20 protein-coding genes are annotated in these 26,114 nt (G+C 67.8%); 12 read left to right on the forward strand and 8 right to left on the reverse strand.

The genetic code is table 11. The features are described from left to right. Positions 1 to 199 precede the first annotated feature (199 nt). Both NP825_RS01085 and NP825_RS01090 read left to right on the forward strand, forming a co-directional pair. Complete coding sequence (locus NP825_RS01085) at positions 200 to 952, forward strand: alpha/beta fold hydrolase (protein ID WP_257547706.1); 753 nt, start codon at positions 200 to 202, stop codon at positions 950 to 952. A gap of 73 nt (positions 953 to 1,025) precedes the next feature. After that, positions 1,026 to 2,864 carry a M2 family metallopeptidase gene (locus tag NP825_RS01090; protein ID WP_257547708.1) on the forward strand — a complete coding sequence of 613 codons (1,839 nt, stop codon included), beginning with the start codon at positions 1,026 to 1,028 and terminating at the stop codon, positions 2,862 to 2,864. 281 nt (positions 2,865 to 3,145) lie between these two features. Here the strand turns inward: NP825_RS01090 and NP825_RS01095 are convergent, their stop codons facing one another. Next, positions 3,146 to 3,472, reverse strand: coding sequence for a helix-turn-helix transcriptional regulator (locus tag NP825_RS01095; protein ID WP_257547710.1), 327 nt, complete (start codon positions 3,470 to 3,472; stop codon positions 3,146 to 3,148). 48 nt (positions 3,473 to 3,520) lie between these two features. Here NP825_RS01095 and NP825_RS01100 point away from each other — a divergent pair, with 48 nt between their 5' ends. Then, complete coding sequence (locus NP825_RS01100; RefSeq protein ID WP_257547712.1) at positions 3,521 to 4,003, forward strand: SRPBCC family protein; 483 nt, start codon at positions 3,521 to 3,523, stop codon at positions 4,001 to 4,003. 98 nt (positions 4,004 to 4,101) lie between these two features. Here the strand turns inward: NP825_RS01100 and NP825_RS01105 are convergent, their stop codons facing one another. The 4 genes from NP825_RS01105 to NP825_RS01120 all read right to left on the reverse strand — a co-directional run bounded on the left by NP825_RS01105 (position 4,102) and on the right by NP825_RS01120 (position 8,075). Then, positions 4,102 to 4,977: an OmpA family protein gene (locus NP825_RS01105; protein WP_257547714.1), complete on the reverse strand. Its 876-nt coding sequence runs from the start codon at positions 4,975 to 4,977 to the stop codon at positions 4,102 to 4,104. A gap of 181 nt (positions 4,978 to 5,158) precedes the next feature. Next, a complete protein-coding gene (locus NP825_RS01110; protein ID WP_257547717.1) occupies positions 5,159 to 5,935 on the reverse strand; it encodes an SDR family NAD(P)-dependent oxidoreductase in 777 nt (258 codons plus the stop codon). Between the two features lie 98 nt (positions 5,936 to 6,033). Beyond that, entirely contained in the window at positions 6,034 to 7,521 is a 1,488-nt protein-coding gene (locus NP825_RS01115; RefSeq protein ID WP_257547719.1) for an AMP nucleosidase, read from the reverse strand. Between the two features lie 71 nt (positions 7,522 to 7,592). Next, on the reverse strand, positions 7,593 to 8,075 hold the full coding sequence (locus tag NP825_RS01120; RefSeq protein ID WP_257547721.1) for a peroxiredoxin: 483 nt from the start codon (positions 8,073 to 8,075) through the stop codon (positions 7,593 to 7,595). 134 nt (positions 8,076 to 8,209) lie between these two features. Here NP825_RS01120 and NP825_RS01125 point away from each other — a divergent pair, with 134 nt between their 5' ends. Next, entirely contained in the window at positions 8,210 to 8,773 is a 564-nt protein-coding gene (locus NP825_RS01125; RefSeq protein ID WP_257551236.1) for a YqgE/AlgH family protein, read from the forward strand. A 40-nt stretch (positions 8,774 to 8,813) separates the two neighbouring features. Here the strand turns inward: NP825_RS01125 and NP825_RS01130 are convergent, their stop codons facing one another. Beyond that, complete coding sequence (locus NP825_RS01130) at positions 8,814 to 9,209, reverse strand: hypothetical protein (protein WP_257547723.1); 396 nt, start codon at positions 9,207 to 9,209, stop codon at positions 8,814 to 8,816. 394 nt (positions 9,210 to 9,603) lie between these two features. Here NP825_RS01130 and ahcY point away from each other — a divergent pair, with 394 nt between their 5' ends. The 8 genes from ahcY (at position 9,604) to trxA (ending at position 23,000) form a co-directional block, all read left to right on the forward strand. Next, the gene (ahcY, locus tag NP825_RS01135; RefSeq protein ID WP_257547726.1) at positions 9,604 to 11,010 is read left to right on the forward strand and encodes an adenosylhomocysteinase; all 1,407 of its coding nucleotides are present in this window, start codon (positions 9,604 to 9,606) and stop codon (positions 11,008 to 11,010) included. Positions 11,011 to 11,293: 283 nt separating this feature from the next. Further along, on the forward strand, positions 11,294 to 13,657 hold the full coding sequence (locus NP825_RS01140) for a PAS domain-containing sensor histidine kinase (protein ID WP_257547728.1): 2,364 nt from the start codon (positions 11,294 to 11,296) through the stop codon (positions 13,655 to 13,657). Positions 13,658 to 13,918: 261 nt separating this feature from the next. After that, entirely contained in the window at positions 13,919 to 14,368 is a 450-nt protein-coding gene (gene tsaE / locus NP825_RS01145; RefSeq protein WP_257547730.1) for a tRNA (adenosine(37)-N6)-threonylcarbamoyltransferase complex ATPase subunit type 1 TsaE, read from the forward strand. After that, entirely contained in the window at positions 14,365 to 15,354 is a 990-nt protein-coding gene (locus NP825_RS01150; RefSeq protein WP_257551238.1) for an aminoglycoside phosphotransferase family protein, read from the forward strand. Before tsaE ends, NP825_RS01150 begins: the two co-directional genes overlap by 4 nt. Continuing rightward, the gene (locus tag NP825_RS01155; RefSeq protein ID WP_257547732.1) at positions 15,351 to 16,070 is read left to right on the forward strand and encodes a nucleotidyltransferase family protein; all 720 of its coding nucleotides are present in this window, start codon (positions 15,351 to 15,353) and stop codon (positions 16,068 to 16,070) included. Before NP825_RS01150 ends, NP825_RS01155 begins: the two co-directional genes overlap by 4 nt. Before the next feature lie 146 nt (positions 16,071 to 16,216). Beyond that, positions 16,217 to 19,180, forward strand: a complete 2,964-nt coding sequence (gene addB, locus NP825_RS01160) for a double-strand break repair protein AddB (RefSeq protein ID WP_306998017.1) — start codon at positions 16,217 to 16,219, stop codon at positions 19,178 to 19,180. Further along, positions 19,177 to 22,647: a double-strand break repair helicase AddA gene (addA, locus tag NP825_RS01165; protein ID WP_257547737.1), complete on the forward strand. Its 3,471-nt coding sequence runs from the start codon at positions 19,177 to 19,179 to the stop codon at positions 22,645 to 22,647. Before addB ends, addA begins: the two co-directional genes overlap by 4 nt. 32 nt (positions 22,648 to 22,679) lie before the next feature. Beyond that, positions 22,680 to 23,000, forward strand: a complete 321-nt coding sequence (gene trxA, locus NP825_RS01170; protein WP_257547739.1) for a thioredoxin TrxA — start codon at positions 22,680 to 22,682, stop codon at positions 22,998 to 23,000. 137 nt (positions 23,001 to 23,137) lie between these two features. Here the strand turns inward: trxA and argJ are convergent, their stop codons facing one another. After that, the gene (gene argJ, locus NP825_RS01175) at positions 23,138 to 24,370 is read right to left on the reverse strand and encodes a bifunctional glutamate N-acetyltransferase/amino-acid acetyltransferase ArgJ (RefSeq protein WP_257547741.1); all 1,233 of its coding nucleotides are present in this window, start codon (positions 24,368 to 24,370) and stop codon (positions 23,138 to 23,140) included. A gap of 168 nt (positions 24,371 to 24,538) precedes the next feature. Then, positions 24,539 to 25,978 (reverse strand): aldehyde dehydrogenase family protein, encoded by a 1,440-nt coding sequence (locus NP825_RS01180; protein ID WP_257547743.1) that lies wholly within the window; start codon positions 25,976 to 25,978, stop codon positions 24,539 to 24,541. Positions 25,979 to 26,114 lie beyond the last annotated feature (136 nt).

Consider the following 26,114-nt stretch of genomic DNA (forward strand, 5'->3'; position numbering starts at 1 on the left):
GTTCGCCGCGAAGCGGCTTTTCTCTTCCGCCTCGCTTTCGGCCGAACCCTGAGCGATAGCAGGTGGCCTGCCGGCCCGGATCTTTCTTCTCCGCGGCTCCGCGCCTCCGCGTGAACCCTATTCTTCTTCGCGCACCCTGCCCTCTGCGCGCAATTCGCCCATCTTGCCCTTGCCCCGCCTCCGCAGATAAAGGCTGCCCATGACCATCGAACCGCAATTTTTCGACGCGCGCGACGGCGTGCGGCTGGCGTGGCGCGAAATGGGCGAAGGGGCGCCGATCCTGCTTCTCCACGGCCTGTTCTCGAACGCCGAGGTCAACTGGATCAAGTTCGGCACCGCCGCGTGCGTCGCCGCGGCGGGCTACCGCGTCATCATGCCCGACCTGCGCGTCCATGGATCGAGCGACGCGCCGCACGAGCCCGAGCATTATCCGCCCGACGTGCTGGTGCGGGATCTTGAGGATCTGGTCGCGCATCTGGGTCTCGCCGATTTCGACCTCGGCGGCTTTTCGCTCGGCGCGCGGACTAGCGTGCGCGCGGTGGTCGCGGGGATGCGGCCGCGGCGGCTGATCCTCGGCGGCATGGGGCTCGCGGGGCTCGCCGGCTGGGCGAAGCGCGGGCAATTCTTCCAGCGCGTCATCGCCGACTATGAGAGTGCGAAGCGCGGCGACGATACCTGGATGTCGATCCAGTTCATGAAGACGATGAAGATCGACCGCGTCGCGGCGCGCTTGCTGCTGGACAGCTTCACCGACACGACGCCCGAGATGCTGGCGGCGCTGACGATGCCGACTCTGGTCGTCTGCGGCGATCAGGATCAGGACAATGGTTCGGCCGAGGAACTGGTCGCGGTGCTGCCCGACGCGCGGCTCACCACGATCCCCGGCACCCATATGTCGAGTGTCACGCGCCCCGAACTGGGCGAGGCGATCGCGGCTTTCCTCACGGCTTGACCCTGTCCGCCGCGCGGTCCAGATTGCGCGCCATCGCGCCAGAGAGCGCATGAAACATCAGAGGACGCACCCCATGAAAGCCATGATTTCCACGCTGTCGCTGGCCCTGTCGCTCGCGGTGGCGGCCCCCGCTCTTGCCCAGACGGCCCCCGCCGCCGCGCCGGCCGCGGCTCCGACCGCTGCTGATGCCGACGCCTTCATCGCTGCGGTCGAGAAGGATCTGTTCGATTATACGGTCGAGGGCAGCCAGGTGAACTGGGTCAACGCGACCTATATCACCGAGGACACCGACGCGATGGCGGCGCGGATCAACGCGATCGGCACTGAGAAGTCGGTCAAATATGCGCTCGAGGCGGCCAAGTTCATGAACGTCGCGGGGCTCAGTGCCGAGACGAAGCGCAAGCTCGACATATTGCGCACCGGCATCGTGCTGCCCGCGCCGACGACGCCGGGTGCCGCGGCCGAACTCAACACGATCGCGACCGACCTGCAATCGCAATATGGCAAGGGTCGCGGCACGCTCGACGGCAAGGAAATCTCGGGCTCCGACATCGAGGCCGAAATGGGCAATCTGAAGCATACGCCCGCCGAATATGCCGAGATGTGGACGAGCTGGCACGACAATGTCGGCACGCCGATGAAGGACGATTATGCCAAGATGGTCGGCATCGCGAACGAAGGCGCGAAGGAGCTGGGCTTCGCCGACACCGGCGCGATGTGGCGCTCGGGCTACGACATGCCGCCCGAGGAGTTCGCGAAGCTGACCGAGAAGATCTGGCAGGACATGAAGCCGCTTTATGTGGCGCTCCACACCTATGTCCGCTGGAAACTGAACGAGAAATATGGCGACGCGGTGCAGCCCAAGACCGGCCCGATCCGCGCCGACCTGCTCGGCAATATGTGGGCGCAGGAATGGGGCAATATCTACCCGCTCGTCGCGCCTGCCGGCACTGGCGACCTCGGCTATGACATCGGCGATCTGCTCCAGGAAAAGGGCAAGAAGCCGCTCGACATGGTCAAGGCGGGCGAGAATTTCTATTCCTCGCTCGGCTTCGCGCCGCTGCCGGAGACCTTCTGGAAGCGCAGCCAGTTCCTCAAGCCCGCCGACCGCGAAGTCGTCTGCCACGCCTCGGCGTGGGACGTCGACAACAAGGACGATGTTCGCATCAAGATGTGCATCAAGGTGAATGCCGACGATTTCGTCACCATCCACCACGAACTCGGCCACAATTATTACCAGCGCGCTTACAACAAACAGCCGTTCCTCTATCTCAACGGCGCGAACGACGGCTTCCACGAGGCGATCGGCGATTTCGTCGCGCTGTCGATCACCCCGCAATATCTGGTCGACATCGGCCTGCTCGACAAATCGAAGGTGCCGAGCGCCGACAAGGATATCGGCCTGTTGCTGCGGCAGGCGATGGACAAGGTCGCCTTCCTGCCGTTCGGCCTGCTCGTCGACCGCTGGCGCTGGGGCGTGTTCGACGGGTCGATCAAGCCCGCAGACTATAACAAGGCGTGGACCGACCTTCGCCGCGAATATCAGGGTATCGTTCCGCCGGGCGAGCGGCCAGCGAATGCGTTCGACGCAGGCGCCAAATATCATATTCCGGGCAACACCCCCTACACCCGCTATTTCCTCGCTCGCGTGCTGCAGTTCCAATTCTATCAGGCTGCGTGCAAGCAGGCGGGGTGGAAGGGGCCGCTCCACCGTTGCTCCTTCTACGGCAACAAGGCGGTCGGCGCGAAATTGAACGCGATGCTCGAAATGGGCGCGTCGAAGCCGTGGCCCGATGCGCTGGAGGCCTTCACCGGCAGCCGCGAGATGTCGGGCCGCGCGATGGCCGACTATTTCGCGCCGCTGAAGAAGTGGCTCGACGAGCAGAACAAGGGGCATCCGTCGGGCTGGTGAGCGCGGTCAAGGCGCAGTGACAGGGGCCGGGGAGGCGACTTCCCGGTCTTTTTCATGCGTAAGCGCGAGTGTCGGCATTGGGGTGGGGAGCGGACATTGAAGGATGGCGCTGATTTCCCCTCCCGCAAGCGGGAGGGGCAGCGAGACTTACGAACTTTGTTCGTTAGTCGCAGCGGGGTGGGCCATCGCGACGTCGCTGCCCACCCCCAAGCCCCTCCCGCTTGCGGGAGGGGAGAAGAGTGGCCGCACCGGCCGAAATCCGCCGTCGCCGTCCCCCGGCTTCACCGCGCCTCCACTGCCTGCTTGAACCGCGCCAGTCGCGCCGCGGCCGCCGCCGCGTGCGGGCCGATCCAGCGGTCGTGGATGTCCTGGATCGGCATCGCGTTGAGATGATTCCAGCGCTCGCGGCCGCGGCGTTCGGCGATTACCAGCCCCGCATCCTCCAGCACCTTCAGATGCTGCATCACCGTGCAGCGGTCAACGTCGGCGAAATGGCTGCACAGCGTTCCCGTGGTGAGCGGCTGCTCTTTCAGATCGTCGAGAATCTGTCGCCGGATCGGCGAGGCGAGCGCCTTGAAGGTCGCGTCGAACGAGTCGTGAATTGACATGTTATATAAATATAACATAAAAGGATGCGACTCAAGCGGAGACTGGTCATGGAACTGAAATTCCGAGTCGCGGCGCGGATCGCTAAGCCGGTGCACGAAGTGTTCGAGGCGGTCGCCGATCCCGCGAAGCTGTCGCACTATTTCACAACCGGCGGCGCGAAAGGGCGGCTTGAAACCGGCGCGACGGTGGAGTGGGATTTCCACGACTTCCCCGGCGCCTTCCCGGTCCATGTGATCGAGGTCGTGCCCGACGAGAAGATCATATTGGAATGGCAGGCGAATGAAGGCGAGGCGCCGAATGTCGAGGGCGGCGAGATGAAAGACGCCGATTATCGCACCCGCGTGACAATGAGCTTCAAGGGATTGGATGACGGGCGCACCCTGGTCGAGATCGCCGAGGAGGGCTGGCGCGAGAATCAGGGGGCGCTCGGCGCCTCCTATGGCAATTGTCAGGGTTGGTCGCAGATGCTCTGCGCGCTCAAGGTCTGGATCGAGCACGGCATCAATCTGCGGGAGGGCATGTATGTCTGACCGCGGTCGCGCGTGAGTTTCTTTCTTTCGTCACCCGGACTTGATCCGGGGTGACGAAAAGAAGGGTGGGGGTGAGCGAAAGCCCACCCCGCGCCATCTTAAATCCCGTCGACGGCCTTGCTGACCATGATGTTCACCGCAACGCGGCGATTCTGCGCCATGCCTTCGGGGGTGCTGTTGTCCGCCGCCGGATCGGCTTCGGCCATCCCGGTCGGGGTCAACATGCGATAGGGTTTCCACCCGCAGGCCTGCTGAAGATAATTGACGACGCCGCTGGCGCGCTTTTCGCTGAGCGCCTGGTTGAATTCCTGGCTGCCCCGCGAATCGGTGTAGCCGATGACGAGCAGCAGGGCGTTGTCCATCCCTTCGGCCTGGGTTGCCGCGGCGCAGAGGTCGGCCTTTGCCTGCGACGACAGCACCGCCTTGCCGGTGTCGAAGTTCACGTTGGTCGTGCCCTTGATATTATATTGGTCGATATCGCCAACCCGGCCGCGCAGCGCCTCGGTCGCCGCCGTCTGCTCGGCAAAGCGCTGGTTGGTGCCGGTGCGGATCATCGACGCGGTGCGCAGATCCTTGCTCTTGAGTTCGACCTGGCTCGCGAGCAGGCCGCCGCTCCACTGCAAGGTCTCGACCGAGACGGGCAGGCCGTTGAGCAGCGAGTCCGCAGCGAGCTTGCTGCGGCTGAGGCCCAGGAAGCCGCCGCTGCCCTTGATCTTGGTGTTGTCGCCGATAGCGATCGCGGTGTCGGTGCCGTCGGCGGTCGTGACCTGCATCATGCCGTCGCTGCGCGCCGAGATGATGCCTTCGATTTCGGGCCCCTTGGCCATCGTGGCCGGATCGGGGATCGGCTCGCCGTTGACGATCACGGCGTCGCGCTCGGGCGCGTCCTGCGCCTGCGCGGCGAAGCCGACCGTCGCCGCCCCGGCGAGCATGGTCAGCAACAGGATTCGCGAATTTTTGGAAACGGCACCCATAAGCTCTCCTTCAATTGGGTCGGCAGGGCTTCGCAATTTACGAGCCCCTTCCGGCACAGCTATACTCCCGGCAGGGCGCAGAGTTGCGCGGATTGTCGAGCGCTTTGCACGGTTCAGCCGATCGAGGGCCCAGCGCAAAAACGCCGAAATTCGGGCGTTTCGACAATTAAGTCTGTGTTATTCAGGCGTTACGCGCCATCAGTCCGCCATCGACCGGGATCACCGCGCCGGTGATGTAACTGGCGGCGGGAAGCACGAGGCCGAGCGTCACATGCGCCACCTCCTCGGGCTCGCCATAGCGGCGGAGCGCGGTGCGGCGTTTCGCGAACAGCGCCTTGTCCTCCTCGGGCACTTTGTCGGTCATGCCGGTGCGGATCGGGCCGGGGCAGATGCAGTTGACGGTGATCGCCTCCTTGCCGAGGTCGACTGCAAGGCCGCGCGTCAGCCCGGTGACGCCGGTCTTGGCCGCGACATAGGGGGTGTCGCCCGGCGTCGCGCCGAGCCCTTCGGTCGAGGCGATGTTGACGATGCGCGCGGCATCGCTTTGGCGGAGCCACGGCAGCGCGGCGCGCACCATGCGCTGGTGCGCGGTCAGCATGACGGCGATCGCGCGGTGCCAGATCGCCTCATAGTCGTCTTCGGCATCAAGCGGGCAGAAGCTCGACACCCCGGCATTGTTGATGAGGATGTCGATGCCGCCGAAATGATCGGCGATGGCGACGACGGTGCGCTTGATCGCCTCGCCGTCGGCGACGTCGAGCGCGAAGGCTTTGGCACCCGCGCCCGCGTCGGCCGCGACGGCTTCGCAGGCGGCAAGGTCGAGATCGGTGACCGCGACCTTCGCGCCTTCACTCGCGAGGAGCAGCGCGGTCGCGCGGCCCATGCCGCTCGCCGCGCCGGTGACGATCGCGACGCGGCCGGCGATGGAGCGTGAGAGGGTGGGGGGTGCGTTCGTCATCGGGGTTCCTCTCCCATTGGCGGAATATGATGATCTGTCACTGACACGAACGGACTAAACGAATCTAGTCCTACCGGGCCCCTTCACTGGTGCGACGCTTAGCGGAACGGCGGCTCGTTGAACGCGCGGAGCTTGCGGCTGTGGAGCTTGGCGCCCTCGTCGCGCATCGTCTCGCAGGCGCGGATGCCGATCTGGAGGTGCGCGGCGATCGCTTCCTCGTAGAAGCGGTTGGCCTGCCCCGGCAGCTTCAATTCGCCGTGAAGCGGCTTGTCGCTGACGCAGAGCAGGGTGCCGTAGGGGACGCGGAAGCGATAGCCCTGCGCGGCGATCGTCGCCGACTCCATGTCGATGCCGATCGCGCGCGACTGCGAAAAGCGCAGCGCGCTGTCGGTATAGCGCAGTTCCCAATTGCGGTCGTCGGTGGTGACGACGGTGCCGGTGCGCATCCGTTTCTTGAGGTCGGCGCCGCTGGCGCCCGACACCGCTTCAGCGGCGCTGGCGAGCGCGAGCTGGACCTCGGCGATCGCGGGAATCGGGATTTCGGGGGGCAGCACCGCGTCGAGGATATGATCGTCGCGCAGATATGCGTGGGCGAGGACATAGTCGCCGATCCGCTGGCTGGGTCTGAGGCCGCCGCAATGGCCGATCATCAGCCACGCCTCGGGCCGCAAGACCGCGAGATGGTCGCAGATCGTCTTGGCGTTGGCGGGGCCGACGCCGATGTTGACGAGCGTGATGCCCGCGCCGTCGGGGGCGATCAGATGATAGGCGGGCATCTGGTGCCGCCGCCATGCGCTGTCGGCGACGAGCGCGCTGGCGTTGACGCCCGGCCGGTCGACATAGAGGCCCGCGGCGCCGGCGAGCGCGGTGTAGCGGCCCTGCCCGACCTGCGAGGCCGCCCAGGCGACGAATTCGTCGACATAGCGGTGATAGTTGGTGAACAGGATATAGCGCTGGAAATGCTCGGGCGCGGTGCCGGTGTAATGGCGCAGCCGCGCAAGGCTGAAATCGGTGCGCAGCGCGTCGAACAGCGCGAGCGGCTGCGGCTTCGTGGGGTCGGCGCCGAACAGCCCGTCGGCGAGCTCGTCGCCGATGTCGGCGAGTTCGGTGGTCGGGAAATGGCGCGCGAGTTCGAGCGGGGTGACCCCGCCCATGTCGGACCCGTCGCTTGCGTCGAGCACATAGGGGAAGGGGATCTGCTGCCCGGTGCGCGTCACCTCGAGCGTGATGTCGTAATGGCGCGCAAGCAGCAGGAGCTGATCGCGCAGATAATCGGCGAACAGGTCGGGGCGGGTGACGGTGGTGACGAACACGCCCGCATGTTCGAAGCGGCCGAAGGAGAGATTATGCCCCTTCTGCCCCTCGCGCTGCTCGCCGGTGGTGGTGAGGCGGATCGCGGGATAGTCGAAGAGGCCGGTCGCGGCGGCATCGGCCGGAGGCAGCGTGCCGTCGCGGACATAGGCGGCGATGGCCGATTTGAGGTTGGAAACCGACGCGCGGAACTTGTCCTGAAGTTCGGCGATGATGCCCTCGACAAGGGCGGCGGGGTCGGAGCTGTTCTGATTGTTCGATGAGTGTGATGTCATCGCGACGCTGTTGCACGAAAATGTGACAAAAGGAAAGGGGCGGCGCGCCGTCGTGCCGCCCCTCAAAATTCTCAGAGCTGCTCGAGCATATGGTCCGCGCTCGACACGCGGAATTCGCCGGGGGCTTCGACGTTGAGTTGCTCGACGACGCCGTCGTTGACGATCATCGAGAAACGCTGGCCGCGCTTGCCCATGCCGAAGGCGGTACCGTCCATCGTCAGCCCGACCGCGTCGGCGAAGGCGCCGTTTCCGTCGGCGAGCATGGTGACGCTGTCGTTCGCGTTCGCGCTCTTCGCCCAGGCGCCCATCACGAAGGCGTCGTTGACCGCGGTGCAGACGATTTCGTCGACGCCCTTGGCCTTGAGCTCGTCGGCCTTGTCGACGAAGCCCGGCAGATGCTTGGCCGAGCAGGTCGGGGTGAAGGCGCCGGGAACCGAGAAGAGCGCGACCTTGCGGCCCTTGAAATAGTCGGCGGTATTCACCTGTTCGGGACCGTTGTCGGTGACCTTCACGAAGGTCGCTTCGGGCAGCTTGTCGCCGGTCTGGATCGTCATCTTGGCATCCTTTCGTTGAGGGGATTTCGGTTGGCGCGACATTGGGGCGCGGTGGGCTGGAGTCAAGCGCGGCCATTCCAATTCGGGGAAATATGGCGCTGGACCCTTTTTACCGCACGGGGCATTGTACGCCCATGGACACCGCGCCGCTTTTCTTCACCGGCCAGTTGCTGCTCGCGCTGCCGGGCATCGGCGACCCTCGTTTCGCCCATGCGGTGATTGCGATGATCAGCCATGACGAGGACGGCGCGATGGGGATCGGGGTTGCCGACCCGATCGATGGCATGACCGTCGGCGCGGTGCTCGACCAGCTCGAGATCGGACATGACGAGCCGCTCGATCAGCCGGTTTTCCTTGGCGGGCCGGTCGAGCCGTCGCGCGGCTTCGTGATCCACAGCCGCGATTGGGGCGGCGAAGGCGCGGTGCAGGTCGCCGACCGCTGGATGGTGTCGAGCTCGCACGACATCTTGCGCGCGATCGGCGAGGGGCGCGGTCCGGCGCAATGGCTGGTCGCGCTCGGCTATGCCGGCTGGTCGCCGGGGCAGCTCGAGGAGGAAATGGTTCGCCACGGCTGGCACGTCACCCCGGGCAGCGACAGCGTGATATTCGAAACGCCGCCCACCAGTCGCTGGCAGGCGGCGTTCGCCGAAGCGGGAGTGGACGCCCGCTTGCTGACGACCGAAGGCGGCGAGGCCTGAAATCCTCCCCGTCTTGCGGAGAGGAGGGGCTTAAAGACTTCTACCGCGCCAGCGCGAGCAGCGGCTTGCCTTCGTTGAGGTTGGCGAGCGCGATGCGGGCGGCCCAGCGCGAATCCATATAGGTTCCGCCCGCCAGCTCGACGTCGTAACGGATCGGACTGGTAATTGCGGCCTCATAGGCGGTGGCGGCATCGGCCGTTTGTCCCAGCCGTGCATAAGCGGTGCCGAGGTTGATCAGCCGCGACGGGTCGCGCGCATCGATCGCGCTGTGCGTCAGCTTGTCGACAGCAGCCGCGTTCCGGCCGGCCTGCAATTCGTCATAGGCGACCGACAGCGGCGACAGGTCGCTGGCGTCACCGCCGCTCACGACGATCGATTGCGCCGCGACCGGGCCTGTGAAAGCGAGCGCGACGAACAGTGGCAGAATTTTTTTCATTGTCTCTATCTCCCCGAAAACTTTGGATGATTTTCCGTCTGGCGGGATGAAAAGTCAATATTTCCGGGGTGTTGTAACATGGATGTCACAAAGCAGAATTAAGCTTAGCGCCAAGCCGCATTATAAGGCTCGATTATCAGAATCTTGGGCGCGGCGACTCCGTGTCACAAAGTCGCGCGGGCGGCTGTCACAATTGCGCCCGCGAAAAATTTATTTTCGCGTCGCCGCCGATCGGCGGCCGCCGAATCGTGCCGAAAGCGCGACCGCGGACAGCTCGGGTCTTGAGGATATAAAGAAAAGTTTATATTTGATCCAAGCGGCGCTTTCGGATAGGGCGCCGGGCAAAATTCGTGGCCGCTCGCCTGCGGTCGATCTGCCAATATGGAGATTCCCCGTGGCTACTCTCGCCGCCGACACCCGTGACTATGTGATCGCCGATATCGGCCTGGCCGACTTCGGCCGCAAGGAAATCGCGATCGCCGAAACCGAAATGCCGGGTCTGATGGCGCTGCGCGCCGAATATGGCGCCGCGCAGCCGCTCAAGGGCGCGCGCATCACCGGCTCGCTGCACATGACGATCCAGACCGCGGTGCTGATCGAGACGCTGAAAACGCTCGGCGCCGACGTCCGCTGGGCGACGTGCAACATCTTCTCGACCCAGGACCATGCCGCCGCCGCGATCGCCGCGGGCGGGACGCCGGTCTTCGCGGTGAAGGGCGAAAGCCTCGCCGATTATTGGGACTATGTAGGCCGCATCTTCGACTGGGGCGACACGACCGCGAACATCATCCTCGACGACGGCGGCGACGCCACCATGTTCGCGCTGTGGGGTGCGAAGCTCGAGGCCGGCGCCACCCTGCCGCCGCCCGAGAATGAAGAGGAAGTCGAGTTCCAGCGCGCGCTGAAGGCGTTCGTCGCCGCGAACCCCGGCTACCTCACCAAGACCGTCAAGGCGCTGAAGGGCGTGTCGGAAGAGACGACGACCGGCGTCCACCGCCTCTATGACATCGCGAAGAAGGGCGAGCTGCCTTTCCCGGCGATCAACGTCAACGACAGCGTCACCAAGTCGAAGTTCGACAATCTCTATGGCTGCAAGGAATCGCTGGTCGATGCGATCCGCCGCGCCACCGACGTGATGCTGGCGGGCAAGGTCGCCGCGGTCGCGGGCTTCGGCGACGTCGGCAAGGGATCGGCCGCGAGCCTGCGCAACGGTGGCGCGCGCGTGCTCGTGACCGAAATCGACCCGATCTGCGCGCTGCAGGCGGCGATGGAAGGCTATGAGGTCGTGACGATGGACGAAGCGGTCGAGCGTGCCGACATCTTCGTCACCGCGACCGGTAACGCCGACGTCATCACCGCCGAGCATATGGCGGCGATGAAGCCGATGGCGATCGTCTGCAATATCGGCCACTTCGACAGCGAGATCCAGATTGCGGCGCTCGCCAACTATAAGTGGACCGAGGTCAAGCCCGGCACCGACCTCGTCGAATTCCCCGACGGCAAGCAGATCATCGTGCTGGCGAAGGGCCGCCTCGTGAACCTCGGCTGCGCGACGGGCCACCCGTCGTTCGTGATGTCGTCGAGCTTCACCAACCAGGTGCTGGCGCAGATCGAACTGTTCACCAAGGGCGAGAATTACGGCAACGACGTCTATGTCCTGCCCAAGCATCTCGACGAAAAGGTCGCGGCGCTGCACCTCGAGAAGCTGGGCGTGAAGCTGAGCAAGCTGACCCAGAAGCAGGCCGATTATATCGGCGTGCCGGTTGAAGGGCCGTTCAAGCCCGATCATTACCGGTATTGATGCTTTTCGGCCTCGGCGCGGGAAAGTTTCGCGCGGAGGCCGCAGAGAAAGGGGAAGGGGGCGGCGTTGCCGTCCCCTTTTTCTTTCCCGGAAAACGGGTCAGGGAACTCTCTCTGCTCCCTCTGCGGCCTCCGCGCGAATTCATGTTTTCCACAGCCGCGCGCCCATCGGACGCCCGTGCGCGGCGATCGGCGCCGACATGCGATTGAAACCTCCCGCCATCGCCTCTAGGGCTTGGCACCATGCACGCGCGGGAGCCGGACACGCGAGGATTTGAAACGGGATGAGCGACACGCTTTCCCCGGGGCTGCTCTTCGCCCTCGGCCTGTTCGCGGCGCTGTGGCTGCTCGCCGGGCTGTGGGCGGTCGGGCGCGGGATTGCGATGCAGCGGCGGTCGGCGTTCGTCGCGGGGCAGACCGACCGGCTCGCCAGCCTGATCGAGGCGTCGCCGCAGCTTCCCGTCGTCGTCCGCGCCGACTGGCGGATCGAGGCGAGCGAACGACTTGGCCTGTGGCTGGGGCTTGATCGCGGGCCGCGCAATTTCGATGAACTGCGCGGGCTCGACGCCGGGCTCGGCCAGCCCGAACATGAGCAGCTTCGCCAGGCGATCCTCGGCGCGCAGCGCGGCGCCAAGCCCTTCATGCTCAGCCTGAGGCCGATCGGCGGCAACCGGACGATCGTCTTCCATGGCGCCGCGGCGCCGCAGGCCGTCGGCGGGCCGGGCAGCGTCCTGCTGTGGATCAGCGACGCGACCGACGGGCAACAGGCGCTGGCCGAGGCGCGGCGCGAGCGCGACGAGGCGATGGCCGCCTTTGCCGCGCTGTCGGGACTGATCGAGGCGGCGCCCTTTCCGATGTGGTTCCGCGAGCCCGACATGCGCCTCGCGCTCGTCAACAGCGCCTATGTTCGCGCGGTCGAGGCCAAGAGCGCGGCGGCGGTGATCGACGCCGGCGTCGAGCTGTGCGAGCCGGTTGCCGGGGTAAGCGCTACCGACGCCGCCGAGGCGGCGCGCGACGCCGGATCGGCGCAGCAGCGCACCGTGCCGGTCACGATCGAGGGCGAGCGGCGGATTATGCGCGTCGTCGACGTGCCGCTGGCGCCCGAGGGCGGACGAATGATCGGCATCGCCGGCTATGCGATCGACATTCAGGAACTCGAAAGCGAGCGCGGCGCGCACCGGCGCTTCGTCGATACCCAGCGCGAACTGCTCGACCGGCTGTCGGCGTCGGTCGCGCAATTCGGCTCCGACCAGGGCCTCGTCTTCGCCAATCTGCCGTTCCGCCGCTTCTTCGCGCTCGACGCCGATGAGGTCGCCGAGGCGCCGCCCTTTGCACGGCTGCTCGATGCGTGGCGCGAGAGCGGGCGCACGCCCGAGGTGCGCGACTATCCCGAATGGCGGCGGGCGCATGTCGACTGGTTCGCGCGCGCCGAGGCGAGCGAGGAGGATTGGCTGCTGCGCGACGGCACCCACCTGCACGTCGTCGCGCAGCCGACCCCCGACGGCGGCCTGCTGCTGATCGCCGAGGACAAGACCGAGCAGGTGCAGCTTGCGGGCGCGCGCGACACGCTGCTCCGCGTCCGCACCGCGACCTTCGACAATCTGTTCGAGGCGATCGCGGTGTTCGCGCCCGACGGCCGGCTTCACCTCTGGAACCAGCGCTTCCGCCGGCTCTGGAATATCGAAGAGCATAAGCTCGCGGCGCATCCGCGCGTCGATGCCCTGATGGGCGGGCTGGCCGACCGGCTCGCCAAGCCGAACCAGATCAGTATCGTCCAGGAGGTGATCCGCGCCGCGACGCTCGAACGCACGCAGCGCGCGGGCGAGATCCGCTTCGCCGACGGGCGCCATTTCGACTTCGCCTCGATCCCGCTGCCCGACGGCAACGCGCTGCTGATCATGCTCGACATCACCGCGAGCCGGAAGATGGAAGGCGCGCTGCGCGAACGCAACGAGGCGCTCGAAGCCGCCGACAAGGTCAAGACCGCCTTCCTGTCGCGGATGAGCTATGAACTGCGCACGCCGCTGACCTCGATCGGCGGCTTCGGCGAGATGCTGCAGGCGGGCTATGCCGGCGAACTGCCCGCGCCCGCCAAGGCCTATGTCGATGCGATCATGGATTCGGTCGCGGTACTCGGGCGGCAGATCGACAATGTGCTCGACCTCGCGCAGGGTGAGGCGGGGACGCTCGCGGTCGAGCGCGCGCCGGTCGACGTCCGTGCCCTGCTTGAAAGCGCGCTCGCCGACGCAAAGGCATTCGCAAAGGCCGAGAAGATCGAGCTTGCGGGCCAGCTTGCCGAAGGGCTCGGGACGATCGAGGGCGATGCACCGCGGCTGTCGCGGCTCGTCGCCGGGCTGCTCGACAATGCGATCCGCTTCACCGCGCCTGCGAAGCGCAGCGGCGGCCGCGTCCTGCTCCACGCCGAGGGCGATAGCGAGCGGGTAGAGATTGTCGTTTCCGACAATGGGCCCGGGATGCCCGACACCGTTGCCGCAGTCACCCGGGGCACGCAGGCGGGGACGCAAAGCGGCGGCATCGGCCTCGCCCTCGCCCGCCAGCTCGTCGCCGCGCACGGCGGGACGATGGAGGTGATGAGCGAAAAGGGGCAGGGGACACTGGTGCGCATCAGCCTGCCGCGGGGTGGGTAGGGGTGTCCTTGCCTGCGCAGAGGAGAGATTCGCGCAGAGGCGCAGAGATTCTTGTTCACGCGGAGACGCGGAGACGCGGAGATGTTGTGTTTGCCGCGAAGCGGCTCTTTACATTCGACCTCGCATCCGGGCGCGCCCATTGTGATAATAAAGGGCCTGGCGGCCCGTGTTCTTCTCTCCGCGTCTCCGCGTCTCCGCGTGAATCTTCACCGTCTTCTCTGCGGACTCTGCGCCTCTGCGCGAATCTGTTGCAAAACCGCCATGCAATTCCGTCGCCCCTATAATCTCGACGAAGCCGGGCGCATCGGCGCTGCCATCGGCGCCGCGCTGGCGCCCGGCGACGTGGTGCTGCTGTCGGGCGATCTCGGCGCGGGGAAGACGACGCTGGCGCGCGCGATGCTGAAGACGCGGGGGCTGGCGGGCGAGGCGCCGAGCCCGACCTTTGCGATCGTCCAGCCCTATGCGCCGCCCGAGGTCGATCTACCCATCGTGCATGTCGATCTCTATCGCATCGAGAGCGAGGGCGAGCTGATCGAGCTCGGGCTCGACGATTATCTCTACGACGGTGCGCTGCTGATCGAATGGCCCGAACGGCTCGGCGCGCAGGGGTGGCCGGAGGCGCTGATGCTGACGATTTCGGGCAGCGGCGACGCCCGCGTCTTGACAGCCGAAGTGCCTGCGGCTTGGGAGGCGCGATGGCCGCTCCGATGATTCCGCCCGCCCACGCCCCGGCTTTCCTCGCCGCGCATGGCTGGGGCGACGCCCAGATTTTGCCGCTGGCGGGGGATGCCTCGTTCCGCCGTTATTTCCGCGTCGTCGGCGAAGGGCGGCAGGCGGTGCTGATGGACGCGCCGCCGCCGCACGAGGACCCGCGGCCGTTCATCGCGGTCGCCGAATTTCTCTGCGAACAGGGGCTGACCGCGCCGGCGATCCTCGCGCGCGACCTCGACCAAGGGCTGCTGCTGATCGAGGATTTCGGCGATGTGCGCCTGCGCGAGACGCTCGACGCAAAGCCGGATGCCGAGGCGGACCATTATGCGGGGGTGACCGACCTGCTCGTCCACCTCCACGCGCGGCCGCCGATGGCGGGGCTGCCGGTGCATGGGCTGGCGCAATGGCTGGACGAGGTGATGCTGTTCACCGACTGGTACTGCCCCGCGCTCGATCTGGAGGTCGACCGCGATGCGTTCCGCGCCGCGTGGGAAGAAGTGCTGGCCCCGGTCGAGGCCGACGGCTTGCCGCGCGTCACCGTGCTGCGCGACTATCATGCCGAAAATATCATGCTGGTGCCGGGGCGGGACGGCATCGCGCATTACGGCCTGCTCGACTTCCAGGACGCGCTCGTCGGCCATCCCGCTTATGATCTTGCCTCGGTGCTCGAGGATGCGCGGCGCGACGTGACCCCGGCGGTCGAGGCGGCGATGCTCGATCGCTACGTCGCCGCGACCGGACAGGGCGAGGCGTTCCGCGCCGCTTATTGGGCGCTCGCGGCGCAGCGTAACACGCGCATCCTCGGCGTCTTCGTGCGGCTGTGGAAGCGCGACGGCAAGGAAGGCTATCGCCGCTTCCAGCCGCGCATGTGGGGGCTGCTCGAACGCGATCTGGCGCATCCGGCGCTTGCGTCGGTGCGGACATGGTTCGATGAGCATGTCCCCGCGTCGAAGCGGGCGGAGGCATGGGTGGAGCAGGGGGCGTGAGCGCAAAGATCGAAAGCGCGATGGTGATGGGCGCGGGGATCGGCAAGCGGATGCGCCCGCTCACCGCGACGCGGCCGAAGCCGCTGGTGCGCGTCGCGGGCAAGGCGCTGATCGACCATAGTCTCGACCGGATCGAGGCGGCGGGGATCGGCCATGTCGTCGTCAACGTCCATTATCTCGCCGACGCGCTCGAAGCGCATCTCGCGGCGCAGAAGCGGAATTTCACCATCGCGGTGTCCGATGAGCGCGGCCAGCTTCTCGAAACCGGCGGCGGGATGGTCAAGGCACTGCCTTTGCTCACCGGCGACCCGATCCTGATCGTCAACAGCGACAATATCTGGACCGACGGGCCGCAGGACAGCATCCGGAACCTCGCGCGCCATTGGGAAGGGGACAGGATGGATGCGCTGCTGCTCGTCATCCGGCAGGCGAGCGCGACGGGACATGGCGGGCGCGGCGATTTTCATATGGACGGCGACGGCAGGCTCAGCCGCCGCAAACCGGGGCGGGTTGCTCCCTTCGTCTACACCGGCATCCAGCTCGTCTCGCGCCGGTTGCTGGCCGATGCCCCCGAGGGCGCCTTTTCGACCAACATCCTCTGGGACCGTGCGATCGCGGCGGGGCGGCTCTATGGCCTGTCGCACATGGGGCAATGGTTCGACGTCGGCACCCCCGCCAGCATCGCGCCGACCGAAGCGGCGCTGGGCGAGGTTTGACACGGATCGGGTCTGTCCTCCTCAGCCGTTCGTGCTGAGCTTGTCGAAGCACTGTCCTTTTCTTTTTTCTCCGTCAAAAGGAAGAACGGCCCTTCGACAAGCTCAGGGCGAACGGAGAAAGGGAGTTCCGAATTTCCGTGTCCGAGGTGAAACGCCCCACCATCCATTCCATCCCGGTCCACCGGGCGTTTGCCGATGCGCTCGCGGCCGGGATCGTCGCGCGCTACGGCGACGGCGCGCTCGGCCTTGCCGAGGGGCTGATCCTGCTGCCGAGCAACCGCGCGCGGAGCGCGGTGCAGGCGGCGTTCGTGCGCGCAGGCGGGCAGGGCCTGCTGATGCCGCGCCTCGCGGTGATCGGCGACGCCGACCTCGATGAAAGCGTGGCGCTGGCGCTCGACGCCATCGATGACGACCCGATCCCGCCCGCGATCGATCCGCTGCGCCGCCGCCTGCTGCTCGCCGAACTGATCGAACGGCATACGCCTGCGGGTGAGGCGGCGATCAGCGGCGCGGCGGCGTTCCAGCTTGCCGACGGGCTCGCGCGGGTGATCGACCAGCTTCATTATGAGGAAATCCGCGCCAGCGCGCTCGTCGACCTCGACCTCGGCGCCTTCGCCGAACATTGGCAGGCCTCGCTCGGGCGGCTGCGGCTGCTCGTCGATCATTGGCCGGAGATGCTGGCAAAGACGGGGCACATCGACCGCGCCGCGCGGCGCAATCGCCTGCTCGACCGCGTGACCAAGGGATGGCGCGCCGCGCCGCCCGCGCGCTTCACCGTCGCGGCGGGCATCACCACCGCGGCGCCCGCGATCGCGCGGCTGCTGCGCACCGTCGCCGACCTCGAACGCGGCATGGTCGTGCTGCCGGGACTCGACCGCGTCATGGCGGCCGAGGAATGGGACGCGCTCGGCCCGACGCGGCCGGACCCCGACCATCCGGCGCGGCCGCTGGAAACGCACCCGCAATATCATCTGAAGCTTCTGCTCGACCGCATGGGGGCGAGCCGCGACGAAGTGCTCGAATGGGAGGCGGCGTCGGAGTATGACGGCCCCGCGGCACGCACGCCCTTCGTGTCGCTGCTCTTCGCGCCCGCGGAATATAGCGCGCTATGGCAGGCGGTGGGCGATTTGTCGGCGGCGACCGCCGGAATAGAGGGTGCGGTGTTCGCCGCCGACGGACAGGAGGCGCAGGGAATCGCGCTGCTGATGCGCGAGGCGGTCGAGACGCCGGGGCGCACCGCGGCGCTCGTCACCCCCGATCGCGGCCTCGCCGAACGCGTCGCGGCGGCGCTCGCGCGCTGGGGGATTTCGGTCGACGATAGCGCGGGCCAGCCCCTGTCGCGGACGCCGCCGGGTGCGCTGCTGCTGCTGCTCGCCGAACTGGCGGCGGATTTCGATCCCGTCGCCCTGGTGTCGCTGCTCGGGCATCCGCTGGTGCGGAAGGGCGAGGGACGGACGGCGTGGCTCGACCAGGTGCGGCGGCTCGACCTGCTTCTGCGCGAGCCGGGGCTTGCGCCGGGATGGCAGGGAGTGGGTGCACGGCTCGCCGCGCGCGCGGCCGATCCCAAGGCGCGCGGGCACGGCCTCGCGGCCCAGTTGCAACCGTGGTGGGACGCGGTGTCGGAGGCGCTGGAAACGGCGCTCGCGCCCTTTGCCGCATCCGCCCCGCCCGCGACGCTGCTCGCGGCGTTGCAGCAAGGTCTCGAAGGACTCACCGGCGATGCCGTATGGGCCGGTCCCGCGGGGCGGATGCTCGCCGAACTGTTCGACCAGTGGGCGCTCGCGCGCGGCGACGGCCCGGCGCTCGTCGATCCCGCCGATTTCCCGGCGATGCTCGGGCAGTTACTGGGGGCAGCGAGCGTGCGTCCGCCCTATGGCGGTCATCCGCGGCTCTTCATCTGGGGGCTGCTCGAAGCACGGCTCCAGCGCGCCGATCTGATGATCCTCGGCGGGCTCGACGAGGGGCGCTGGCCCGCCGCCACCCAGCCCGACCCGTGGCTTGCGCCCGGCATCCGCCGCCTGCTCGGCCTGCCCGCGCCCGAGCGGCAGCAGGGGATGGCGGCGCATGATTTCGCGAGCGCGCTTGGCGGCAGCGAGATCGTCGTCACCCGCGCCGAACGGAGTGGCGGCGATCCGGCGGTCGCCTCGCGCTTCTGGCTGCGGCTCGCGGCGCTCGCGGGCGACCTTCCCGAGCCCGCGCCGGGCGGCGTACCGCTGACGCGGCTCGCGGCCGAACTCGATGGTCCGGCCGGCGGGACGCAGCCCGCCGGGCGGCCCGCGCCGCGCCCGCCCATCGAAGACCGCCCGCGCCGGATCAGCGTCACCGGGGTCGACAAGCTCGCCCGCGATCCCTTCGCTTATTATGCCGACCGGATGCTCGGCCTGTCGGCGCTCGACCCCTTGAGCGCCGCACCCGACCCGCGCTGGCGCGGAACGCGCGTCCACCGATTGTTCGAGGATTGGGTGCGCGGCGGCGCGACGCGCGACGGGTTCGAAGCGGAACTCGCTGCGCTCGGCGCCGATCCGGCGCTCGACGCCATCGCGCGCGCCTTCTGGCTGCCGCGGATCGAGCCCGCGCTGCGCTGGGCGGCGGAGCAGGTCTGGGATGCGGAGGGGCGCAAGCCGCTGGCGGTCGAGGCGCAGGGCGAGATCACCGTCGACGGCATCGTGCTGCACGGCAAGGCCGATCGGATCGACCGCGACGGCGAGGGCCGACTCGCGATCGTCGATTACAAGTCGGGCGGCGCGCCGAGCGCGAAGGCGGCCTATGACAAGCTCGACAACCAGCTCGGCCTGCTCGGGCTGATCGCGCAGCGCGGCGGGATGAAGGACATCGCCGCCGCGCCGGTCGATGCCCTCGAATATTGGAGCCTGCGTCCCGACCGCCGCGCGGGCGGGGCGGGGAAGGTCTCTGCCACCTATGGGCCGCGCAGCGATCTGAAGAGCGCGGAGCAGGCGATCGACCATGCGGCCGATGCGCTGTCCGATCTTGCGGCGCGCTACCTGTTTGGCGATGCGCCCTTCGCGCCGGGCGAGGCGGCGGGCTATGGCGACTATGACCAGCTCATGCGCCGCGACGAATGGTTCGGGCGCGGGGAGGACGGCGAATGAGCAAGCCCTCCGGCCTCGCCACCCTCGACCCGCGGCAGGCCGCCGCCGCCGATCCCGAAAGCCATGTCTGGCTCGGCGCGTCGGCGGGGACGGGCAAGACGCAGGTGCTGTCGGCGCGGGTGCTGCGCCTGATGCTGGACGGCGTGTCGCCCGAAGCGATCCTTTGCATCACCTTCACCAAGGCGGGCGCGGCCGAAATGGCGCACCGCATCCACGAACGGCTTGCGGCGTGGGTGCGGATGGACGACGGCGATCTGCGGCTCGACCTGCAGGCTCTGGGGCTTGACTGGGACCGGCCGGGGCTGATGACGCGGGCGCGGTCGCTGTTCGCGACGGTGATCGACAGCCCCGGCGGTGCGATCCGCGTCCAGACGATCCACAGCTTCTGCCAGACCCTGCTCGCGAGCTTTCCGCTCGAGGCGAAGCTGCTGCCGGGGTTTCGCGCGATCGAGGAGGATGAGGCGGCGGCGCTGCAAAGAAGGGTGCTGGCCGACCTGCTCGAAGCGGGCGAGGACCGCGCGGCCCTCCGCGACGCCGCGGCAATGCTGTCGCGGCGGTTGGGGCAGGAGTCGGCGCTGTCCTTCCTGTCGAGCTGCGCCGCGGCGTTCGGCGGCCCGCGCGCGGCGCTGCCGCCCTCGGCGCATGACCTGCGCGCCGCGTTCGACCTGCCGGGCGGCGATCCCGATGTCTGGATCGAGGGCGAACTCGCGAACGGCGCGGTCCCCGACGCCGACATCCGCGCGGTCGCGACGAGCGGCGCCAACTGGGGGACGAAGACCGGGCTCGCGTGCAACGACGTCATGGTCGGCTGGCTGATCGCCGCCGCGCCCGCGCGCGCCGCGATGCTCGGCGAACTGCTCGGCTGCTTCCTGACCGGCAAGGGCGATCTTCGCGCCGATTTCGCGGGCGACAAGGGGCGGATGACCGACTGCGTCGATAGCGCAGTGCGCATCGTTGAGGCCGCGCAGCGGCTCATCGGTATGGTCACCGCGATGCGCGTCGCCGACGATCTTGCGGCAGCGTGGACGCTCGGCAGCCGCTTCGCCGAAAGCTATGCGCTCGCCAAGCGTGAGCAGGGGCTCGCCGATTTCGACGACCTGATCACCCTCGCGGGCTCGCTGTTGCGCGTCAGCAGCTTCGGGGAATGGGTGCGCTTCAAGCTCGACCAGCGCACCGACCATATCCTCGTCGACGAGGCGCAGGACACCAACATGCGTCAATGGGGCATCGTCCTGTCGATGGCCGAGGAGTTTTTCGCGGTGGCGCCGGGCGATGCCGAGCGCATTCGTACCTTGTTCACCGTCGGCGACCGCAAGCAGGCGATCTTCGGCTTTCAGGGCACCGAGCCCAAGGCGTTCGCGACGGCGCGCGAGCTGTTCCACATATTGGGCGAGCGCGCGGGGCAGGCCTTCGAGAATGTCGACCTCGTCTCCAACTATCGCTCGACCCCGGCGGTGCTCGATGTCGTCGATCGCTGGCTGGCTGCGGGCGGCACCGCCGACATGGGGCTCGACGGCGACGAACCGCCGCACCGCCCTTTCCGCTCGAATCACGCGGGACAGGTCGAACTCTGGCAGCCGCTGCCGGTCGGCAAGGCGCTCGATGCCGGCAACGACGAAGCGGACGAGGGCGATGGCGACGGACATGCGCCCGCCTCCGACCCCGCCTCGATGCGGCTGGCGAAGGCGATCGCGGGCGAGGTGCGGGACTGGATCGCGCACGGCAAGGACGGACGCCCGGTCGCGCCGGGCGATATCATGATCCTCGTGCGCCGCCGCCGCGACCTTGCGGCGCGGATCGTCGCGCGGCTGCAGGCGTTGCACGTTCCCGTCGCGGGCGTCGACCGCTTCGCGCTGACCCAGCCGCTCGCGGCGCAGGATCTGATCGCGGCGATGCGCTTTGCGGTGCAGCCGCTCGACGACCTCAATCTCGCCGCGCTGCTGGTCTCGCCGCTGATCGGCTGGACGCAGGACGAGCTTTATGCGCACGCCCACAAGCGTGGCCGCGCGGCGCTGTGGGAGCATTTGCGTGCGACCGAGAGCGAGGTTCCCGCGGCGGCGATGGCGGCGCTGCGCCACCTGCTCGGCATGGCCGATTTCACGACGCCCTTCCGCTTCCTCGAAACCGTGCTGTCGGGGCCGATCGACGGACGGCGCAAGCTCACGGCGCGGCTGGGGCGCGAGGCGCGCGACCCGATCGACGAACTGCTCAATCAGGCGCTCGCCTTCGAGAGCCGTGAGACGGTGTCGCTGCTCGGCTTCCTGACGATGGTGTCGGCGAGCGCGGCCGACATCAAGCGCCAGACCGAAGCGCGCAGCGATGTCGTGCGCGTGATGACGGTCCACGGATCGAAGGGGCTGCAGGCGCCGATCGTGATCCTCGCCGATGCGACCGACGATGCCGCGATCGGGCACCGGCCGTTCAGCGTCGATGTCGCGGCATGGGAGAAATTGCCGGTCTTCGCGCTGCCCGCCGACGAGCGGCACGGGGCGCTCGCCGACGCCTATGCCGCCGCGGCGAAAGCGGCGTCGGAGGAGCATTGGCGGCTCTTCTACGTTGCGATGACGCGCGCCGAGGAAATATTGGTCGTCGCTGGGGTGACGAAAAAGGCCGACCGGACGGTTCCCGAGACGAGCTGGCACGCCGCGGCCGAAAGCGTGCTCGCGGCGATGCCCTGCGAGTGGGAGGACGCCGGTCCGGTCTGGGGCCGGCGCCGCATCCACCGCGCCAACGACGGCAAATGGGCGAAGAAGGAGAAAGCGGCCAAGGCTCCGGCACCCGCGCTCGCGCTTCCCCTATGGGCGCTCCGTCCAGCGCCCGAGGAAGCGCGCCCGCCGCGCCCGCTCGCGCCGTCGGCGCTTGGCGAGGATGATGTCGCGGTGCCGCCACAGGGAACCGCGCGCGTCGCGGCGGTCGAGCGCGGGCTGCTGCTTCATGCGCTGTTCGAGCGGTTGCCGCCGGTCGTGGCGGAAAAGCGGCGGAGCGCCGCGCTGCGCTGGCTCGCCGCGCAGGCGCCGACGCTCGGCGAGACGGCGCGGGCGGCGATGGTCGGCGAAGTGCTCGCGGTGCTCGACGATCCCGCGCACGCTGCGCTGTTTGGCCCCGGCAGTCTCGCGGAAGTGCCGCTGTCGGCGGTAGTCGATGGCGGCGCGGTCATCGCGGGGATCGTCGACCGGCTGCTCGTCACCGACGGGGCGGTGACGGTGATCGACTACAAGACCGGGCGGCAGGTGCCGGGCAGCGCCGAGGCGGTCCAGCCCGCCTATCTGCGCCAGATGGCGGCCTATCGCGACGCGCTGACGGTCATTTTCCCCGGCCGGCGGGTCGAGGCGGCGCTGCTCTATACCGCCGCGCCGCGGCTGATCCGGCTGGGCGATGCGCTGCTCGATGCGCACAAGCCCGGCTTGGCGGCAACCAAGGCGAATTTGCCGGGTTCGACCCTTGAGCCGGACGCGCCGACGCCCTAGCTTGGGGGCAAGACAGTTTCAGGAGTTTGATCATGGGTACCAAAGCCATCACCGATGCCAGCTTCCAGGCCGACGTGCTCGACAGCGACACGCCGGTGCTCGTCGATTTCTGGGCCGAATGGTGCGGCCCGTGCAAGATGATCGGCCCTTCGCTCGAGGAAATCTCGGACGAGCTGGCGGGCAAGGTGGTGATCGCCAAGCTCAACATCGACGACCACCCCGACGCGCCGAGCAAATATGGCGTGCGCGGCATCCCGACGATGATCCTGTTCAAGAACGGCGCGGTCGCCGACACCAAGGTCGGCGCGGCACCGAAGAGCGCGCTCAAGGGCTGGCTCGAAGGGGCGCTGTAAGGCGCGGACCGTGATCAAAAGCCGTGTGCTCCCGCGAAGGCGGGAGCCCATCACCGGTCGGTTCCATCTTGCACCGACAGGAGATGGGTCCCCGCCTTCGCGGGGACACGCTGATACTTTATCGGGATTGGTTGATTTCAGCTCCGGTAATCGGCGTTGATGCTGATGTAGCCGTGGGTCAGGTCGCACGTCCACACGGTCGCGCGGCCTTCGCCGAGGCCAAGATCGGCGCCGACGCGGATGCCCAGCCCCTTGAGGTGCGCCTCGACCGGCGCCTCGTCATAGCCGTCGACCGGCAGCCCGTCCTTCGCCACCCAGTGATCGCCAAAGCGGATCGCGAGGCGGTCGCGGTCGGCGGGCTCGCCCGCCTTGCCCACCGCCATCACGACGCGGCCCCAGTTGGCGTCCTCGCCCGCGATCGCCGTCTTGACCAGCGGCGAATTGGCGATCGACAGCGCAACGCGCTTGGCGCTGTCGTCGCTGACCGCGCCGGTCACCTGAACCTCGATGAATTTCGACGCGCCTTCGCCGTCGCGCACCACCTGCTGCGCGAGGTCGAGCGCGACGGCGTGGATCGCCGCGTAGAGCGCGTCGGCGCCCGGATCGTCGCGGCTGGCGAGCACTGGATTGCCCGCTTGCCCGGTCGCGAACAGCAACACCGTGTCGCTGGTCGAGGTATCGCTGTCGACGGTGATGCTGTTGAACGTCCCGCCGGTCGCTTCGCTCAGCATCTCCTGTAGCAGCGCGGGCGCGACCGCGGCATCGGTGAAGATATAGCCGAGCATCGTTGCCATGTCGGGGGCGATCATCCCCGATCCCTTGACGATCCCCGCGACCCACACGGTGCGGTCGCCGACGACCGCGCTTGCCGCAGCGCCTTTGGGAAAGGTGTCGGTGGTGGTGATCGTCTGCGCCGCTTCTTCCCAGCTCGCCGCCGGCGCGTCGAAGCCGATGACCTTTGCCAGTCCCGCGCGGGCCTTGTCCTTGGGCAGCGGCACGCCGATGACGCCGGTCGAGCAGACGAACACCTCCTTCGGGTCGCAGCCGAGATGCGCGACGACCTGTTCGACGATCTGCTCGACCGCCTCGCGGCCGCGATAGCCGGTGAAGGCGTTGGCGTTGCCGGCGTTGACGATCAGTGCCCGCGCACGGCCGTGGGCGATGCCTTCGCGGCACATCTCGACCTCGGTCGAGCAACAGAGGTTGCGCGTCGTCACACCGGCGACGGCGGTGCCCGGAACCAGCTCGATATAGGTGAGGTCGCAGCGATCCCAATTCTTGTACTGCGCGCGCGCGACGCGGCGGGTCACGCCGGCGATGTCGGGGAGGGCCGGGAAGGCGGCGGGGGCGAGGGGCGAGCGCGTGGTCATGGCGCGGCGTGTAGCTTGCCAATGCGCAAAGAAAAACCCCTCCCTGAAAAGGGAGGGGCAGCGAGACTTGCGGGCTTGCCCGCTTAGTCGCAGCGGGGTGGGTGTGCCGCCAAGCAGAACGCCTGCGGCGACCCACCCCCAACCCCTCCCTTTCAGGGAGGGGAGATGTTACGCCGGAATGCCGCTGATCGACTTCACTTCCATGAAGTCTTTCAGCCCGAACAGTCCGCCCTCGCGGCCGTTGCCCGACGCCTTGTAGCCGCCGAACGCCGCGCCCGGTGCCGGGCCCCACGCGTTGACCGCGACCATGCCCGCGCGCAGCTTCGGCGCGACTTCGGCCGCCTTGGCGGGGTCGCCGGAGACGACCGCCGACAGGCCATATTCGGTGTCGTTGGCGATATCGACCGCTTCGTCGAGGTCACCATATTCCATGATCGTCGCGACGGGGCCGAACACTTCTTCCTTGGCGATCCGCATGTCGGGGGTGACGCCCGAGAAGACGGTCGGCTTGATGAAATAGCCGCGGTTGACGTTCGAGGGCAGGCCGGTGCCGCCGGTCTCCAGCGTCGCGCCTTCGTCGATCGCCGACTGGATCAGGCCCTGGATCTTGTCGAACTGCGCCTTGTTGACGACGGGGCCGATATGGCCGCCCTCGGCCTGCGGGTCGCCGACTTGCGTCCCGTCGAACATCGCCTTGATGACGCCGACCGCTTCGGCCTTGCGGTCCTTGTGGACCAGGATGCGCGTCGGCGCGATGCAGCTCTGGCCGGTGTTGACGAGCACGCCCTGCACCGTCGGCGGCAGCACGGTTTCGAGGTCGGCGTCGGGCAGGACGATGTTCGGCGACTTGCCGCCCAGCTCCTGATGGACGCGCTTGACCGTGTCGGCGGCCGCCTTGGCGACGAGGATGCCGGCGCGGGTCGAGCCGGTGAAGCTGACCATCTCGATGCCGGGGTGCGACGAGATCGCGTTGCCGACGGTCGGGCCGTCGCCCTGGACGAGGTTGAACACGCCCGGCGGCACGCCCGCGGCGTCGAGGATTTCGGCGAAGATCACGGCATTGCCGGGGCATTCCTCGGACGGTTTGAGGATCATCGTATTGCCCCCGGCGAGCGCGGGGGCGACTTTGAGCGCGATCTGGTTGAGCGGCCAGTTCCACGGCGTGATCATGCCGACGACGCCGATCGGTTCATAGACGATCGTGTTCGCGCCATGTTTTTCGGCGAACTCGAAATCCTTGAGCGCGGCGATCGTGCCGAGGAAGCCGCCGATGCCGGCGCCGACCTGTGCGGTGCCCGCGAAGCTCACCGGCGCACCCATTTCGCTCGCCATCGACCTGGCGAGATCGGGCCCACGCTTCTTATACTCCTCGACGATGCGGTTCAGCAGCGCGAGGCGCTCCTCGCGCGTCGTCTGCGAGAAGGTCTTGAAGGCTTCCTTCGCCGCCGCGACCGCGGCATCGACGTCGGCCGCGCTGCCGAGCACGACGGTCGAAGCCGCTTCCTCGGTCGCCGGGTTGATGACCTCGTGGAGCTTGCCGCCCTGGCTATCGACCCATTTGCCGCCGATGTAATGCTGTTTCAGGTGGGTTTCGGTGTCGCTCATCATAAGTCTCCCATCGGCGTGAAATTACGTCTCGCATTGCTACCTAATGACGGCAGCGAATGAATCAAGCATCACCCCCATTTTCGTCACCCCGGACTTGATCCGGGGTCCCGCTCAGCGACGTCGAAAAGCGGGGCCC

This window comes from Sphingopyxis sp. DBS4 (assembly GCF_024628865.1).
GTDB lineage: Bacteria > Pseudomonadota > Alphaproteobacteria > Sphingomonadales > Sphingomonadaceae > Sphingopyxis.